A 16,160-nucleotide genomic window follows, 5' to 3' on the forward strand; every position below is an offset into this window, starting at 1 on the left:
CGCGCTGCCGCCCGGCGCCGCCCCGCCTCGGGCTACGCCGCCTTCCCGCCCTGCTGCTTGCCGTCGTCCGGGGAGTCCGGCTCCGGTTCCGGCCCCGCTCCCGGTTCCGGTTTCGCCGCCGTGGAACGGCCCGCCCGCTCAGCACCCCGCTCCGCGGCCTTCTCCTCCTCGGCCCGCTTCTTCGCCGCCTCCGCGATCTGCCGCTTGGCGGCCGTCGCGTAGATGTCGACGTACTCCTGGCCGGAGAGCTTCATGATCTCGTACATGACCTCGTCGGTCACCGAGCGCTGGATGAAGCGGTCGTGGTCCATGCCCTGGTAGCGGCTGAAGTCGAGCGGCTCGCCGATCCGGATACCGGGGCGCATCAGCTTCGGCACGACCTTGCCGGGGGGCTGGATCTTCTCGGTGTCGATCATGGCCACCGGGATCACCGGAGCCCCGGACCGCAGCGCCACCCTGGCCAGGCCGCCGGGCTTGCCACGGTAGAGGCGGCCGTCGGGAGAGCGCGTGCCCTCCGGATAGATGCCGAACAGCTCGCCGCGCTCCAGCACCTCAAGACCGCTCTTGATCGCCGCCTCGCCCGCTCCACGTCCGCCCGAACGGTCCACGGGCAACTGCCCGACGCCCTTGAAGAAGGCGGCCGTCAGCTTCCCCTTCACCCCTGGGGAAGTGAAGTACTCGGCCTTGGCGATGAAGGTGACCTTGCGGTCGAGCACCGCTGGCAGGAAGAAGGAGTCCGAGAAGGAGAGGTGGTTGCTGGCAAGGATCGCGGGCCCCTCGGCGGGGATGTTCTCCAGCCCCTCGACCCAGGGACGGAAAGCGAGCTTGAGCCCGCTGCCGACCGACAGCTTCATCGCTCCGTAGAACAACCGACAACCTCCTGTATCCGACGGGCACGACCCTATCTCGCCACCCGGCACGGCCGCCCCCGTAGGGAGCCCTGGCAGCGGCAGCGGGAGCTACCCGGTGACGGGGCGCGCGCGTAGGGTGGCAGCACCTCGCCCGTCCGGGGCGCACCCGCGTCACGGGGGGCCGTGGCCGATGACCGGCCGCCGACGAACGACTGCCGACGACCGGCGTCGACGACCAGATGGAGGCCCAAGGTGCCCGTACTCGCCGGAGCCGAGCCGATGCGTCACGACGGTTCGGAGGTGGGAGTCCTGCTGTGCCACGGCTTCACGGGCACGCCGCAGTCGCTGCGCCCCTGGGCCAACTATCTGGCGGCGCGCGGCCTGACCGTCTCGCTGCCCCTCCTGCCCGGACACGGCACGCGCTGGGAGGACCTCGCGGTGACCGGGTGGCGCGACTGGTACGCCACCGTGGACCGCGAGCTGCGGCAGCTCGGCGAGCGCTGTGAGCAGGTCTTCGTCTGCGGCCTCTCCATGGGCGGAGCCCTGGCCCTGCGCCTGGCGGCGCGGCACGGCGAAGCGGTGAGCGGCGTCGCCGTCGTCAACCCGGCCGCGACCTTCCCCAGGCTGGAGGGCCTGGCGCTCCCCGTGGGGCGCTTCCTGCTGCGCTCGGCGAAGGGGATCACGTCCGACATCGCCAAGGAGGGCTCCTGGGAGGTGGGTTACGAGCGGATGCCGACGCACGCCGCGTACTCGCTGAGGGACTTCTTCCGGGTGGTGCGCCGCGAGCTGCCCCAGGTGACGCAGCCCCTGCTGGTCCTGCACAGCAGGACGGACCACGTGGTCCCGCCGTCGGACTCCGCGCTGATCCTCGGCTCGGTCTCGTCCACCGATGTGACGGAGACTGTCCTGGAGCGCAGCTACCACGTGGCCACGCTGGACCATGACGCGGAGCGCGTCTTCGCGGACTCGTACGGATTCATCACCCGGCTCGCAGCGAGGAAGACGGCAGGCAAGTGACGGAGCGTAACCCGGACGCGGAGCACGGCGACGACGACGGCCCCCGCGGCCAGCGGGGCGGGCCCCAGGGGCCCGAGGGACACGAGAATGCCGAGGACCGGACCGCGACGGGCCCTGCCGCGCCCCCGGAGCCGGGCACGACGCCGGGCGCGGCGAGCGGCACGGACGCGGCGAGCGGCACCGGCGCGGGCGCGGGCGCGGGCAACGGTGCGGGCGCAGCCAGCGGTACGGGCACGGACAGCAGCGCGAGCGCGGCGAGCGGCACGAGCGCGGACAGCAGCGCGGGCGCGGGTACGGACGGCGACACGGACGCGGGCAGCGGCACAGGCGCAGCGAGCGGCACAGTCAACGGCACCGACAGCGGCGCGGGCACCGGCACGGGCACCGGCAGCGGCACGGGCGCCGACAGCGGCACGGACGCGGCGAGCGGCACAGGCGCGGGCACAGGCAACGGCACGGACGCGGGCGCGGGCGCGGGCAGCGGCAGTTCTGCGGATGAGGCGGCCGAGAAGCCCGGGGACGCCGAGGGCGGCGGTCCGAACCGGCGTGGGGAGGTCTCGTTGCCGGAGGACGAGGAGGCGGCGTGGGCGGCGATCGTCGCCGCGTACGGCGAGGAGCCAGCCGAGCCGGGCGGCTCCGCCTCCGAGGGCCAGGGGCAGGGCCAGGGCGGCGACCGCAGGGAGCCCGACGGCGACACCCTCACCAAGCAGCGCCCCGACCCGGCGGACGGCGGCGACGGGAGCGGCGAGTCCCCCGTGCGCAGCTTCACGGTCTACGCGGCGGGCACGGGCCCGCGCGACTGGGAGACGCCCGAAGAGGGCGAGGACGAGGGCCACTTCGTGCCGCCCGAGCCGCCGCCGCTGCCGGACGCCGACGTGACCACCAAGTTCGCCTGGCTCGCGGTCCTCGGCGGCCCGCTGCTGCTGCTCGGGACCATCCTGCTCCAGCAGGACATGACGTGGTGGATCGTGACCCTGGGCGTCGGCGGCTTCCTGGGCGGCTTCGGCACCCTGGTGGCCAGGATGCGGGACGGCCGTGACGACGACGACTGGGACGACCCCGGCCGCGGCGCTGTCGTCTGAGCCCTCCCAGGGAGGCCCCGGAAGCCTCCCGGAGGGCTATGCGGCGGGCACCCGCAGCGCGGCCAGCACCGGCAGATGGTCCGTCGCGGCCCGCAGGTCCTCGGCTGTGACGCCCGCCAGCCCGTACGGCACCCCGCACCCCAGCACCTCGACGCCCTCGGACGCGAGGACCGCGTCGATGCGCTGGTGGGGGTCGCGGGGCGTCGACGTGTACTCGCCGCCCCATGGCTTGGCCGCCCAGCCGTCCTGGAGCGCGGCGGACAGCCTGCGGAAGCCACGGCCGCCCGGACGGTCGTTGAGGTCGCCCGCCGCCACCCGGTACGGGGTGTCCATGGTGGCGAGCTGGTCGAGGAGGGCCCCGGCCTGCGCGTAGCGCTCGTCCTTCTGGAGGCTCAGATGGCAGCTGAGGACCCCGAGCCTGGCCGAGGGCCCGAAGCGCAGCTCGGCGGTGGCGAAGCCCCTGCGGTGGAGTCCGGGCGTGCGCGGGAGGAGCACGTCCTCGGTCCGCTCGACGGTCGCCCGCAGCGTGGCCATGATCATCGGCCCCGTGGCCGTGGCCCCGCCCGTCACGTAGACCATGTCCGTCTCGCGGGCGAGGCGGGCCGCGTGCTTGCGCCAGCGGAAGAAGCGCGGCGCCTCCTGGACGCAGACGACGTCGGGGGCACATGCCCGGATCACCCGGGCGAGCGCCCCCCTGTCGTCGCGCAGGGAGCGGATGTTGTAACTGAGCAGGCGCACCACGGCCGAACCGTCGGGTTCGGTGGTGGAGGCGGGCAGATCGGCGAGTGTCATCGGCTCGGCTCACGCTCCTCGACGCAGCTCTCCGGGTGGATTCCTCGGTGCCTCGGTGCAGACCCCGGTGACTCGGTGACACGGCACGCCTGACGGTCCCGCGACGGGTCGCGGCGGGTCCGCCAGGCGTGCGCGGCCCCACGAACCCCGCGGACGGGGCCCATGCGGTGCTGTTCGGTGCTATTTGGTGCTGGTCCGGCTCAGCCGCTCAGCCCTGGCGTGCCAGGTCCGCGACGCCCACCATGCCCGCCTTGCCGCCCAGTTGGGCGGCGAGCACCTCGGCGTGCGGGCGCCAGCGGCTGCCGACGAGCCAGCGGCGGTACGACTTGCGGATGGGGTCGAGCACGAGATCGCCCTCGTCCGAGACACCGCCGCCGACGATGAAGGCGCCGGGGTCGAAGAGGGAGGCCAGATCGGCGAGACCGGCGCCCGCCCAGCGGGCCAGCTCACGGAAGGAGTCGATGGCGACCGCGTCGCCCTGCCTGGCCGCCTCGCTGATGTGCTTGCCCTTGACGCCCTCGGGGGTGCCGTCGCCGAGACCGAGCAGGATCTCGGCGGCCTCCGGGGTGGCCGTCGCCCGCTGCTGTGCGTAGCGGACGAGGGCGCTCCCTGACGCGTACTGCTCCCAGCAGCCCTGGTTGCCGCAGCCGCAGAGCAGGCCGTCCGGCACCATCCGGATGTGGCCGAACTCCGCCGCGACGCCGAAGCGTCCGCGGTGCAGCTTGCCGCCGGTGATGACGCCGCCGCCGAGCCCCGTGCCGATGGTGATGCAGACGACGTCCTCGTGGCCTGTGCCGACGCCGAACTTGTACTCGCCCCAGGCGGCGGCGTTCGCGTCGTTCTCGATGATCACCGGCAGGTCGATACGCTGCTCGACCTTGTCCTTGAGCGACTCGTGGCGCCAGCTCAGGTTCGGCGTGAAGAGCACCGTGGCGCGCTTGTCGTCGACGTAGCCGGGAGCGCCGATGCCGACGGCGTCCACCTCGTACTCGGCACTGGCCTTGCGCACCGCGTCGGCGATCGCGTCGATGACGTCGTCCGCCGTGGGCGGGGTGGGCACCGTGCTGGTTTCGAGGATGGTGCCCTCCTCGTCGACCACCCCGGCCGCGATCTTGGTGCCGCCGATGTCGACGCCGATAGTGAGTCCCATGTGTCCCTCAGTTATTCGGTCGAACCCCGCTGTGGACCACCGTACCGGAGGGGGGTTGTGTGCCGTGGCCGTGTCCGGCCGTGCGGGCGCCCGTATCGGAGGCCGCCGCGCGTCGCCGGGCCTTCACAGGGCCGTCACCGCCGCTCCGTCGCGACGTCACCGTCCCGTCGCCAGATCGTCGCCGTGCCCCTGGGGCCGATGGGGTGGACGAGGTGGTCAGAAGTGGTCGGAGTGGTCAGGAGTGGCCGGGGCGGTCCACGCCGCCCGCGCCCCACGGGTCGTCGGGGCCGCCGTCGTCGGGCGTGCTCCCGCGCCCCTTCCCGGGCTCGCCCGGCTCGGGCTCCTTGTCGAGGTCTATCCGCTCGGGGCCGCCGCGCGCGGTGCCCCGCTCCCCCGCACCCGCGCCCGCTTCCGTACCGCCGCCGGAGCCGGTGCCGGAGCCGGGCTCGGCGGTCCAGCGGTGCTCGGCCTCGTGCACGGCGGAGTGGTAGGCGGCGAGCAGTTCGTTGCCCGCGGCGGCGAGGTGCCCGAAGAACTGCGGGTTCCGCTCGACGACCGGCTCGATCGCGGCCTTCGCCTGCGCGATCAGCTGCTGGGCCACTCCCTGCGCCGCCGCCGAGGCCGCCGCGTTGCCCAGCGGCCCGCCGAGGCCCGAGAGCCGCTCGGACACGGCGTCGGCGAGGCGCCGCAGTTCGTCGGCCGCGTTGGTGGGCGGCGCGCCGTACTGGGCACGGCGGCGGGCCTTCTCTGCGGCGAGGTCCTCTTCACAGGCCGTGGCCCACGCGTCCGCGTCGGGCCTGGAGGCCCGCTCCTCGGAGGGGCGCTCGGCTGCTTCGCTCATTGCGGGCTCCTACGGAGGCGGGAAGGGAGTGCTACGGACAGGACGGAACGGTGCGGAACAGGTACGGCGGCCCGGGTCCCCGGTCCTGATTCGACGTTACCCGAACGGACGCACAGCGTTGAGGTTCCCGATGCCCCGATGCCCCGGTGCCCCGGTGCCCGATGGCTCAGCGCGTGGGCCACAGGTCAGGGTCGGGCACGAAGCGCACCCGCAGTTCGCCCCGTTCCAGCGCGGCACCGGTGACGCGGCAGCGGCGCAGCGCCGACGGCAGTGGCAGCACGCGCCGGTAGGGCCCCGTACCGACGACCAGTTCGTCCCCGCGCCGCACGAGCCCCAGCTCGTCCTTGCGCGCGCCCGGCAGCGGCAGCACCCACACGAGCAGCCCCTCCGCACCGAGCCGGTCCTCGACCCGTCCGACGACGGGCGCGGGCGCTTCGGATGTCCGCGAAGGAGAAGTCGCGTCCGGAACCGTCGCGTCCGGAACCTTCGCATCCAGCCCCGTACCGCCCGGCTCCGTGCCGCCCAGCTCCGTCGCGAGCAGGGCGAGGTCCGCCGTGCCGCGCGGGTCGTGGCCGAGGTGGGGCAGCTCGGCCAGGACGACACCGTCCGCCTCGCACTCCTCGCGCATCTCCTTCAGCGCGGCCTGCTGGCCGCCGGAGAGCGCGGCCAGCCAGTTGTCCGAAGAGCCGGTGGGCAGCAGGCGGTTGGCGACGAGCGTGTCGATCCGCAGCCCGTGGAGCGCGAGCCCGGCGCGCGCCGAGCGCAGCGCCTCGGCGGCGAGCGGCCCCGGCTCGGCGACGAGGCGTACCGAGGTCGCGGCGGATTCCACGGCACGCTGGACCCGCGCGAGCCCCTCGTCCCAGCGCGCGGTCGCCGCGTAGAGCCACTGCGCGGGCATCGGGACACCGGCCAGCTGCGCCAGCATCGGGCGCAGCGCCCGCGCGGCCTGCCGCTCGGGCGGCACGAGGCGCCGCAGATAGCGGCGTGCCCGCTCGGGCAGCGCCAGTACGGCCAGCGCGCGCGGCGTGGGCGGCATGTCGACGACGACGGTGTCCCACTCGCCGGTGGCGTGCGCCGCGCCCAGGACCCGCAGCAGTGCGAACACGTCGGCGCCGGGCAGTTCCGTCAGCTCGTCCTCGTCCAGCGCGTCGGAGCCCAGCATCTCCAGCGCGGTCCTGCCCTGCTCCTGGAGCGCGACGGCCCGTTCGCGGAACTCCGCGCCCTCGTCGACGCGCGCCGCCCACAGCCCCTCGGCCACCCGCGCCGAGCGCGCGAGCGAGAGCGGCGCGGGCGACGGCGAGGGGGCCGTGGCCCCCTCGCCCGGCGCCGGAAGCGGCACGCCCAGTACCGCTTCCAGTGCGCGCGGCGCCTCCGCGCTCAGCAGCAGCGTGCGCCGCCCCTCGCGGGCCGCTGCCAGCGCCGTCGCCGCGGCCACCGTCGTCCGTCCCGCGCCGCCCTGCCCGGTCACCAGCACCGTGCGCGGCGCCGGGCCGTCGGCCGTACCGTCACCGGGCGGCCCTGAGCCGTCCTCGTCTCTCACGTCGTCCACGTCACCCGCGTCACCCGCGGGCTCAGCCTTTGGCGGGGCCGGCGCCGGTACCGGTGCCGGAGTCCGCCGTCCCGCCGCCCGACTCGACGCGCTTCTTCAGCCCGTCCAGCGCGCGGTCGATGATGACCTTCTCCGCCTTGCGCTTGATCATCCCGAGCATCGGGATCTTGACGTCGACGGTGAGCTGATAGGTGACCTCGGTGCGCTCGCCGCCCGCGAGGGGCGTGAGGCTGTAGACGCCGTCCAGCGCGCGCAGCATCTGGGACTTGACCAGCGACCACCGCACCTCGTGCGCGCCGATCCACTCGTAGGCGAGGGTGTGCTCGTCCTTGATGGCCCCGGCGTCCAGGAGCAGCCGTACCTGTTCGGCGCGGCCCGCCTGGTCCTCGGACAGCACCTCGGCCTCCTTCACCTCGCCGGTCCACTCGGGATAGCGCGGGAAGTCGGAGATCACCCCCATGACGGCGGCGGGCGCCGCCTCAATGGTGATGCTTGAGCTGGTGTGTTCCGCCATCGCCGTGGCTCCTCCAAATGCTCCGCCGGTCCGTGCCGCACCGCCCGGAGCGTCGCCGCCGCTTGTCACTGCCGTCATCTGCGAGGAAGGCTACCGCGCGGCCATGCCCCGCCCTCGACCGCTCCACCCGGGCCCGCGGCCCCAGGTGCGCCGCCTCAGCCGTCTCACCACTCCAGCACCCACGGGGTCCCGGTGGCGGCGAAGTGCCCCACGTTCACGCACTCCGTCGCGCCTATCCGCATCCGGGAGTGCAGGGGCTGGTGCACGTGCCCGAAGAGGTGGAAGCGCGGCTGCACGGCGCGGACCGCCTCCAGGAGCGCGGGGCTGCCGCGCTCGAAGCGGCGCGCGACGGTGTCGTAGCACAGCTCGGGGACCTCGGGCGGGATGTGCGAGCACAGCACGTCGACCTCGCCGAGCGCGGCGATCTTCGCCGCGTAGGTCTCGTCGTCGATCTCGTACGGGGTGCGCATCGGCGTGCGCAGGCCGCCGCCGACGAAGCCGAACCGCCACCCGCCGATGTCCGCCGTCTCCCCGTCCAGGACGGTGGTACCGGGGCCCGCGTACTCGGGCCACAGGGGCGGCATGTCGACATTGCCGTACGTCGCGTACGTCGGGGCCGGGAAGGCCGCGAACAGCTCGGCGTACTGCTTGCGCACGGCGGCCTCCGTGGCGGCCCTGCGGTCGATGCCCGCCCACAGCTTCGCCGACAGCTCGCGCGCCTCGTCGAAACGGCGCGCGGTGCGCAGTTCCACGATCCGGTCGGCGTTGGCCTCGCCGAAGAGGTCGGGGAAGATGCCGCGCGAGTGGTCGGCGTAGTCGAGGAACAGGATGAGATCTCCCAGGCAGACCAGCGCTTCGGCCCCGTCGCCCGCCTTCGCGAGGTCCCGGCTGTTGCCGTGCACATCGCTCACTACGTGGACTCGCATGGCCACACCCTAGATCGGCCGGGGACGGCACCGGGAGGGCGCCGGAGCAGGCCGGGGACCCGCCCGGGCCCTGCGCGCGACCGGCCCGTGACCGGCGCGCGGGCCGGTCGGGAGGCGGGCACGTGAGGGGGCTGTGGCCGGGCGGGGCACGGGCAGTGGAGGTGCGGCCTCGGTTACTTCCCCGTCGCCAATGGCCTGGACTAGGCTGCCGCACAGCAGCCCCGAGGCATGTGACGCACAAGACAATGCGGCGTCACCCCCTATCCCCACGGCTGTACCGATGGGTAACGTCCGGGCCGTCAATCTTTCAAGATCCCCCACTGGTCTTGGACCGAGCCAATGGAGGCCGCCCCTCGATGGCCTCCATGTCCGGCGCCGACGAGGAGCAGCAGTCTTGCGCGAGTTCAGCCTTCCGGCCCTCTACGAGGTCCCCGCAGACGGAAACCTGACGGATCTCATCCGCCGTAACGCTACTCAGCACCCGGACGTTCCCGTCCTCGCGCGCAAGCGGGACGGGCGGTGGGAGGACATCACAGCGGCCGCGTTCCTCGACGAGGTCCGCGCCACCGCGAAGGGCCTGATCGCCGCCGGTGTCCAGCCCGGTGACCGCGTCGGGCTCATGTCGCGCACCCGCTACGAGTGGACGCTCTTCGACTTCGCGATCTGGAGCGCGGGCGGCGTCACGGTGCCGGTGTACGAGACAAGTTCGCCCGAGCAGATCGCCTGGATCCTGGGCGATTCGGGCGCCGTCGCCGCCCTCGTCGAGACCGAGGACCACCTCAAGGCCGTCGAGTCGGTGCGCGACCACCTGCCGGCGCTCGCGCACGTGTGGCAGATCGAGACGCCCGCGCCGTCCGAGGGCGCGGTCCACCGGCTGATCGCGGAGGGCGCCGGGGTCAGCGACGCGACGGCCGACGAGCGCGGCTCCGTCGCCAACGCCGACTCCCCCGCCACCATCGTCTACACCTCGGGCACCACGGGCCGCCCCAAGGGCTGCGTGCTCACGCACCGCAGCTTCTTCGCGGAGTGCGGCAACGTCGTCGAGCGGCTGCGGCCCCTGTTCCGCACGGGCGAGTCCTCCGTGCTGCTCTTCCTGCCCGTGGCCCACGTGTTCGGGCGGCTGGTGCAGGTCGCCGCGGTGATGGCGCCGATCAAGCTGGGGCACGTCGGGGACGTCAAGACCCTCACCGACGAGCTGGGCTCCTTCCGGCCGACGATGGTCCTCGGGGTCCCGCGCGTCTTCGAGAAGGTCTACAACTCGGCCCGCGCCCAGGCCCAGGCGGGCGGCAAGGGCAAGATCTTCGACAAGGCCGCCGACACCGCCATCGCCTACAGCCGCGCCCAGGACGACCCGTCGGGCCCGTCGCTGAAGCTGCGGTTCCAGCACAAGGTCTTCGACCGCCTCGTCTACAGCAAGCTGCGCGCCGTCCTCGGCGGCCGTGCCACCCACGCCATCTCGGGCGGCGCGCCGCTCGGCGAGCGGCTCGGGCACTTCTACCGGGGCATCGGCTTCACCGTCCTGGAGGGCTACGGGCTGACCGAGTCCTGTGCCGCCACCGCGTTCAACCCCTTCGACCGGCAGAAGATCGGCACCGTAGGCCAGCCGCTGCCCGGCTCGGTCGTGCGGATCGCGGACGACGGCGAGGTGCTGCTGCACGGCGAACACCTCTTCACCGGCTACTGGAACAACCAGCAGGCGAGCGAGGAGGCCCTGTCCGACGGCTGGTTCCACACCGGCGACATCGGCACCCTGGACGCCGACGGGTACCTCGCCATCACCGGGCGCAAGAAGGAGATCCTGGTGACGGCGGGCGGCAAGAACGTCGCCCCCGCCGTGATCGAGGACCGCATCAGGGGGCACGCGCTCGTCGCGGAGTGCATGGTGGTCGGCGACGGCCGCCCCTTCGTCGGTGCGCTGCTCACCGTCGACGAGGAGTTCCTGCCGCGCTGGGCCGACGAGCACGGCAAGAGCGGCCTCTCCCACCCCGAGCTGCTCGCGGACCCCGAGCTGCTCGCCGAGTTGCAGGGCGCGGTCGACGACGGGAACGCGGCGGTCTCCAAGGCGGAGTCGGTGCGCAAGTTCCGCGTCCTGAGCACCCAGTTCACGGAGGAGTCGGGGCACATCACGCCCTCGCTGAAGCTGAAGCGGGGCGTGGTCGCGAAGGACTTCGCCAACGACATCGAGGCGCTCTACGCCTCCTGAGAGCGCCACAGGGCCCAGGGCCCACGCGCCGCACCCATGACCCGTGACCCGGGCGCGGACCCACAGGATCCCCTTCCGTGGTGGGCCCACGCCCGGGTCACGTCATACGCCCGGGTCACGCACGTCACAGCAGGGCGCGCAGCTTCTCCGCCAGCAGGTCCCAGCGCCAGCGCTCCTCCACCCAGGCACGGCCGCGCTCGCCCATGCGGGCGCGCAGCACGGGGTCCTGGAGGAGGGTGACGATCCGCTCGGCCGCCTCGCCGGGCTCGCCGCCCCGCACGACATAGCCGGTCTCGCCGTCGAGCACCGCGTCGGGGGCCCCGCCCGAGTCGCCGGAGACGACGGGGAGCCCCGTCGCCGACGCCTCCAGATAGACGATGCCGAGCCCCTCCACGTCCAGGCCGCCCCTGCGCGTACGGCAGGGCATGGCGAACACGTCGCCCGCGCCGTAGTGCGCGGGCAGCTCCTCCCAGGGCACGGGGCCGGTGAAGCGCACGGAGTCGGCCACTCCGGTCTCCGCCGCCAGCTTCTCCAGGTCGGCGCGGTAGGGGCCGCCGCCGACGATCAGCAGCACCGCGTCCGGCACCTCTTCGAGGACGCGCGGCAGGGCGCGGACGAGGGTGTCCTGCCCCTTGCGCCGGACCAGCCGCGAGACGCAGACGACCACGGGCCGCTCGGTGAGGCCGAGCCGCTCGCGTACCGCGTCGCCGCCCGAACCGGGGTGGAAGGTCTTCTCGTCGACGCCGGGCGGCAACTGCGCCATGCGGGCCGCCGCCTCGGGGGTGAGCGCGCGGGCGATGCGCGAGCGGGTGTACTCGCCCAGATACGTGATCGTGTCCGTGCCCTCGCCGATCCGCCGCAGCAGCCCGCGCGCGACGGGGAGCTGCGCCCAGCCCGCCTCGTGGCCGTGCGTCGTGGCGACCAGGCGCCGCGCGCCCGCCCTGCGCAGCGCGGGCGCCATCAGGCCCAGCGGCGCGGCGGCGCCGAACCAGACCGAGCGGCAGTCGTGCTCGCGCAGCAGCTCGACCGCGCGACGGGTGACCCTGGGCGTCGGCAGCAGCATGGTCGTGCGGTCGCGCACGACGGTGAACGGCTGCTCGGCGTCGAAGCGCGCCGTGGCCTCCGCCCCCTCCCTGCCGCGCTTCCAGGTGGAGGCGTAGACGACGACCTGGGAGGGGTCGAGACGCAGCGCCATGCTGTGCAGGAACGCCTGGATGCCGCCGGGGCGGGGCGGAAAGTCGTTGGTGACGATCAGGGTCTTGTCCATCGCCGCCGACAGTACCCGGTGGCTGTGGGCCGTGCTCCGGGCCTCTCCGGGGGCGCACGGGGGAGGCGGCTGCGCCAGGAGGGGGCTCCGGCACGGAGCGCCGGGCGCCCGCGTGGCCTCCCACGCGCCCCACCGGGCATGATGGACCGTCGGCACAGAACACACGAGCGGTGAGGCGGGCGGACCGGCATGGCCGAGGGCGGCGGGGACCATCGGACACCAGAGGCGGAGGCCGACGAGCCGCCGACGGACGCGGACCGGTCCGCGGACCACGGCGCCGGCCGGGACAGACGCCACGAGGAAGAGGCCGAGGCCCTGGACCACGGGCACGAGCGCGGGCACCGTCGTGGCGGGCTCGCCGCCGCCGTCGCCGTCTGGGCCGCCACCCGCGCCGTCCTGCTCCTGTGCGTCTTCAAGGTGTTCACGCTGCCCGGACCCGACGTCACGAGCGACATCTCCGTCATCTACCGCGGCTGGTTCGAGGTCCTGCGGAGCGGGACCTTCCCGTTCGACGACGTCACCTGGCAGTACCCGCCCGCCGCCGCGCTCGCCGTCCTCTCCCCCGGCGCGCTGCCGCTGGACTACGCCTCCGCCTTCTTCGTGCTGGCCTGCGCCACCGACGCCGTGGCCTTCGGGCTGCTGCTGTACGGGGGCGCCCGTCCCGGCGGGCGCCGGGCCGGGGCCTGGGCCTGGGTCGCGGGCGTGCCCCTGCTCGGGCCGACCGCGTACGCGCGCTACGACCTGATGGTCACCGCCGTCGCCGTCGCCGCGCTGCTGGCCGCGGCGCGGCACCCCCGCGCTGCGGGCGCGCTGGCCGCCTTGGGGGCGATGCTGAAGGTGTGGCCGGTCCTGGTGCTGCTGGGGATGCCGCGCGGGCGGTGGACCCGCCGCTCCTGGGTGACGGCGCTGGTCACGGTCCTCGCACTCTCGGCCGCCTTCGTCGCCGCCATGCCGGGCGCCTTCGCCTTCCTGGGCTTCCAGCGCGACCGCGGCACGGAGGTCGAGTCGCTGGGCTCCCTCGTCTTCCACGTGGCACGGCACTACGGCTGGGAGGGCCAGGTGCTGCTCAACTACGGCTCCGTGGAGTTCCTCGGCCCCTACGTCAACGTCGTCAGCGACGCCGCCCTCCTGCTGACGGCGCTCGCCTTCGGCTGGCTGCTGCTGTGGCGGCTGCGCGCCGTGGAGTGGCACGCGAGCACGACGGCGGACGCCGCGCTGACGGCGGTGCTGCTGTTCACGACGACGAGCCGGGTGATCTCCCCGCAGTACATGATCTGGCTGGTCGGCCTCGCCGCCGTCTGTCTGACGGTGCGCGGCAGCCGCCAGACCGTGCCGGCGCTGCTGGTACTGGTGGCGACGGGGGTGACGCTGCTGGAGTTCCCCCTGTGGTTCGCGCACGTCGTCGCGAGCGACTGGCGGGGCATCTTCGTCCTGTCCCTGCGCAACGGCCTGCTCGTCGCCGCCTCGCTCCTCGCCTGCGCGGGCCTGTGGCGCGCGACCGTGCCCCGGCGCGGGGCGCGCGAGGCCGGTGCTGACGGCTCCGGGGAGCCCGTCACGACAGCTCCTGGCGCACATACGCGCGCCACTGCCGCGTGAACTCCCCCTTCGTCACCCCCAGCACCTCGCGCAGCGCCCCGTCCACGCCGGTCCCGTCGCCCTCGTGCTTCTCCTCGCCCCGGCCCGTCCGCAGATACAGCTCCATCAGGCGCCCCTCGCCCCACCGTTCCGCGACCATGCGGCAGGCCAGCCAGCCGCCCTCGTAGGCGCGGCCCAGTGCCTCGGGGTCGCTGCCGAAGCGGAAGTCCGCGTCGTCGGGCAGGGCGCGGGGCGCGTCGTCCGTGCGGACGGTGCGGGCGAGTTCGGGGGCCGCCTCCTGGGGCGTACGGGACGTGCCGCGGTAACCGGCCCAGTCGGCCAGGCCCTCGGACAGCCACAGGGGGGTCGCGTCGGAGGTGTGGGCCCGGGTGGCGACGTGGACGGTCTCGTGGGTCATCACGACCTGCCGCCCGTCCTCGCTGAGCAGCCCGTACGCGTCCGGGTTGACGACGACGCGGTCGGCGGGCGCGTCCTCGGAGGCCCCCGCCTCGCCCGTCGTGACGGCGGCGATGCCCTGGTACGAGGAAGCGGGCGCCTTCAGCAGCTCCGCCATCCGCTCCAGCGACCCGGGCACCTCCACGACCACACGGGCCGCCCAGGAACGCGGCCACACGGCGTTCACGGCCGGTACGGCGCGGTCGGCGACCCGGGACAGGGCGCGCAGTTCGGAGCTGTCCCTTCCGACGCCCAGCACGAGGCTGTGCTCGCCGCGCACGGCGGTGACCCGGCCCTGGTCCCACAACTGGCGGTCGCCGCCGGAGAGCTGCGAGGAGACGTACCAGCGGCCGTCCTCGCGCGTGAAGGCGAAGCGCTCGGTCGCTGTCACCGGGGAGTGGTCGTAGCCGCGCAGCCGGTAGCGCAGCTCCACGTCGGCCTCGGCGCGCGCCGCCGCCCCGTCGTAGCCCTCGGAACCGCCGGAGCCGCCGGAGCCCCCGCCCGTGTCCCGTACCCGCGTGATCCGGTACGACCACGCGGCCAGGGGCAGCCGCTCCAGGTTCGCGAAGACGCGGCGCTGATCGGCGCGGTAGGCGTCGGCGCCCGGTGCGATGCCCGCCAGGTAGGCGCTCTCGTCCCCCGCGCGCACGGCCGTCGCCTGCGCGTCCAGCACGCTCTGGAGGCGGTCGCGCCACGCCGCGCCCTCGTCGGGGGCGCCGCCGCAGGAGCAGAGCCCCGCCAGCAGCGCGACGGCGAGCAGGGCACCCCGCCACCTGCCGGTCCCGCTTCTCCTGTGCACCCGAGCGCCCACACGCACGATCGTATGCGCAGCCGAAAGGGCCCCGGCCTGCGGCCGGGGCCCTGGAAGGTGTCGTCGGAAGCCCGGCTCAGGGCCTGGTGACCGAGGAGACCGGCATCATGTCGACGGGGTCGTAGCGCACTTGGGCGCCGGGGTAGGGCGCGTGCACCACCTGGCCGCCGCCGACGTACATGCCGACGTGGCTGGCGTCGTCCCGGTAGACCACCAGATCGCCGGGCCGCGCCTGGCTCATCGGGACCCGCTGCCCCGTCGCGCCCTGCGCCTGCGAGGTGCGCGGGATGGACGTGCCCGCCTGCGCGTACGCCCACTGGGTGAGGCCCGAGCAGTCGAAGGCGTTGGGGCCCGCCGCTCCCCACACGTACGGGGCGCCGACGACGGAGCGCACCGCGGCGACGGCCTTCGCCGCGCGGGCCGAGGACGCCTTGCCGCCGCCCGTGCCCGGGGCCTGCCCGTCCCCGCCACGCCCGTCGCCACGTCCGTCACCGCGCCCGCCGTCCCGGCCGCCGCCGCGTGAGGCGCGCTCGCGCTCGGCGCGCTCCTCCGGGGTGAGCCGGTTGAGGAGCTTCCTGGCCGCCGCGAGCTTCTCGCGCACCTCGTTCTTGCTCGCCTTCAGCGCCTTCTGCTGACGCTCCAGGCGGAGGAGCTTCCCGCCCGCCTCCTCCCGCTGCTGTTCCAGCGCGCGCCGGGCGCCGCCGAACTGGGCGAGCCGGTCCTCCTGGCGGCTGCTGATGCGGTCGAGGGTGGCCGCCTTGTCGAGGTAGCCGTCGGGGTCGGAGGAGAGCAGCAGCGTCACGGAGGGGTCCACGCCGCCCGAGCGGTACTGCGCGCCCGCCAGGGCGCCCAGCGCGTTCCGCAGCCGGTTGACCTTGGCCTGGGTCCTGGCGATCCGGTCCTGCGCGTGGTCGACCTGCTCGCGCAGCCGCTCGGTGCGCTCCGCCGCGCCGTTGAACTTCTCGGTGGCGGCCTCGGCCTGCTCGTAGAGGCGGTCGATACGGGAGTTGAGCGCTGGCCGCGAGACGGACGTCTGGTCGTCCCCGGGGCGCGGGGGCCCCGGGGGGGCGGGGGGGGGCGCCCCCCCCCCCCCCCCCCCCCCCCCCCCGCCCCCGGAACCGCGGGG

Annotated in this window: 14 protein-coding genes; 4 read left to right on the forward strand and 10 right to left on the reverse strand. The window is 74.4% G+C overall.

Annotated features, from left to right (window positions below):
- Window positions 1-32: 32 nt before the first annotated feature.
- Complete coding sequence (locus ACWGJ2_RS14400) at window positions 33-869, reverse strand: lysophospholipid acyltransferase family protein (protein ID WP_453346382.1); 837 nt, start codon at window positions 867-869, stop codon at window positions 33-35.
- A gap of 234 nt (window positions 870-1,103) precedes the next feature.
- Between ACWGJ2_RS14400 and ACWGJ2_RS14405 the strand changes: the two genes are divergently transcribed.
- Both ACWGJ2_RS14405 and ACWGJ2_RS14410 read left to right on the forward strand, forming a co-directional pair.
- Window positions 1,104-1,868, forward strand: coding sequence for an alpha/beta hydrolase (locus ACWGJ2_RS14405; RefSeq protein ID WP_453346383.1), 765 nt, complete (start codon window positions 1,104-1,106; stop codon window positions 1,866-1,868).
- On the forward strand, window positions 1,865-2,950 hold the full coding sequence (locus ACWGJ2_RS14410) for a hypothetical protein (RefSeq protein WP_453346384.1): 1,086 nt from the start codon (window positions 1,865-1,867) through the stop codon (window positions 2,948-2,950). The genes ACWGJ2_RS14405 and ACWGJ2_RS14410 overlap by 4 nt, the downstream gene beginning before the upstream one ends.
- Window positions 2,951-2,986: 36 nt before the next feature.
- Here the strand turns inward: ACWGJ2_RS14410 and ACWGJ2_RS14415 are convergent, their stop codons facing one another.
- The 6 genes from ACWGJ2_RS14415 to ACWGJ2_RS14440 form a co-directional block, all read right to left on the reverse strand.
- Window positions 2,987-3,742, reverse strand: coding sequence for an endonuclease/exonuclease/phosphatase family protein (locus tag ACWGJ2_RS14415; RefSeq protein WP_453346385.1), 756 nt, complete (start codon window positions 3,740-3,742; stop codon window positions 2,987-2,989).
- 208 nt (window positions 3,743-3,950) lie between these two features.
- Window positions 3,951-4,892, reverse strand: coding sequence for an ROK family glucokinase (locus tag ACWGJ2_RS14420; RefSeq protein ID WP_453346386.1), 942 nt, complete (start codon window positions 4,890-4,892; stop codon window positions 3,951-3,953).
- A 235-nt stretch (window positions 4,893-5,127) separates the two neighbouring features.
- The gene (locus tag ACWGJ2_RS14425) at window positions 5,128-5,733 is read right to left on the reverse strand and encodes a DUF5304 domain-containing protein (protein WP_453346387.1); all 606 of its coding nucleotides are present in this window, start codon (window positions 5,731-5,733) and stop codon (window positions 5,128-5,130) included.
- Between the two features lie 166 nt (window positions 5,734-5,899).
- Entirely contained in the window at window positions 5,900-7,273 is a 1,374-nt protein-coding gene (locus ACWGJ2_RS14430; protein WP_453346491.1) for an ArsA family ATPase, read from the reverse strand.
- 31 nt (window positions 7,274-7,304) lie between these two features.
- The gene (locus ACWGJ2_RS14435; RefSeq protein WP_453346388.1) at window positions 7,305-7,796 is read right to left on the reverse strand and encodes an SRPBCC family protein; all 492 of its coding nucleotides are present in this window, start codon (window positions 7,794-7,796) and stop codon (window positions 7,305-7,307) included.
- Window positions 7,797-7,960: 164 nt separating this feature from the next.
- Window positions 7,961-8,722 (reverse strand): metallophosphoesterase family protein, encoded by a 762-nt coding sequence (locus ACWGJ2_RS14440; RefSeq protein ID WP_453346389.1) that lies wholly within the window; start codon window positions 8,720-8,722, stop codon window positions 7,961-7,963.
- 394 nt (window positions 8,723-9,116) lie between these two features.
- Here ACWGJ2_RS14440 and ACWGJ2_RS14445 point away from each other — a divergent pair, with 394 nt between their 5' ends.
- A complete protein-coding gene (locus tag ACWGJ2_RS14445; RefSeq protein WP_453346390.1) occupies window positions 9,117-10,925 on the forward strand; it encodes an AMP-dependent synthetase/ligase in 1,809 nt (602 codons plus the stop codon).
- A gap of 124 nt (window positions 10,926-11,049) precedes the next feature.
- On the opposite strand, the gene ACWGJ2_RS14450 is transcribed toward ACWGJ2_RS14445, so the two are convergent.
- Window positions 11,050-12,192, reverse strand: coding sequence for a glycosyltransferase family 4 protein (locus tag ACWGJ2_RS14450; RefSeq protein ID WP_453346391.1), 1,143 nt, complete (start codon window positions 12,190-12,192; stop codon window positions 11,050-11,052).
- 189 nt (window positions 12,193-12,381) lie between these two features.
- Here ACWGJ2_RS14450 and ACWGJ2_RS14455 point away from each other — a divergent pair, with 189 nt between their 5' ends.
- Complete coding sequence (locus ACWGJ2_RS14455; RefSeq protein WP_453346392.1) at window positions 12,382-13,788, forward strand: glycosyltransferase 87 family protein; 1,407 nt, start codon at window positions 12,382-12,384, stop codon at window positions 13,786-13,788.
- Here the strand turns inward: ACWGJ2_RS14455 and ACWGJ2_RS14460 are convergent.
- Both ACWGJ2_RS14460 and ACWGJ2_RS14465 read right to left on the reverse strand, forming a co-directional pair.
- Complete coding sequence (locus tag ACWGJ2_RS14460; protein WP_453346393.1) at window positions 13,745-15,034, reverse strand: hypothetical protein; 1,290 nt, start codon at window positions 15,032-15,034, stop codon at window positions 13,745-13,747. The genes ACWGJ2_RS14455 and ACWGJ2_RS14460 overlap by 44 nt on opposite strands.
- Window positions 15,035-15,110: 76 nt before the next feature.
- Window positions 15,111-16,160: NlpC/P60 family protein (locus ACWGJ2_RS14465; protein ID WP_453346394.1), on the reverse strand; the 1,050-nt coding region annotated here is incomplete at its 5' end.

It is taken from the genome of Streptomyces sp. NPDC054796 (genome assembly GCF_053611545.1).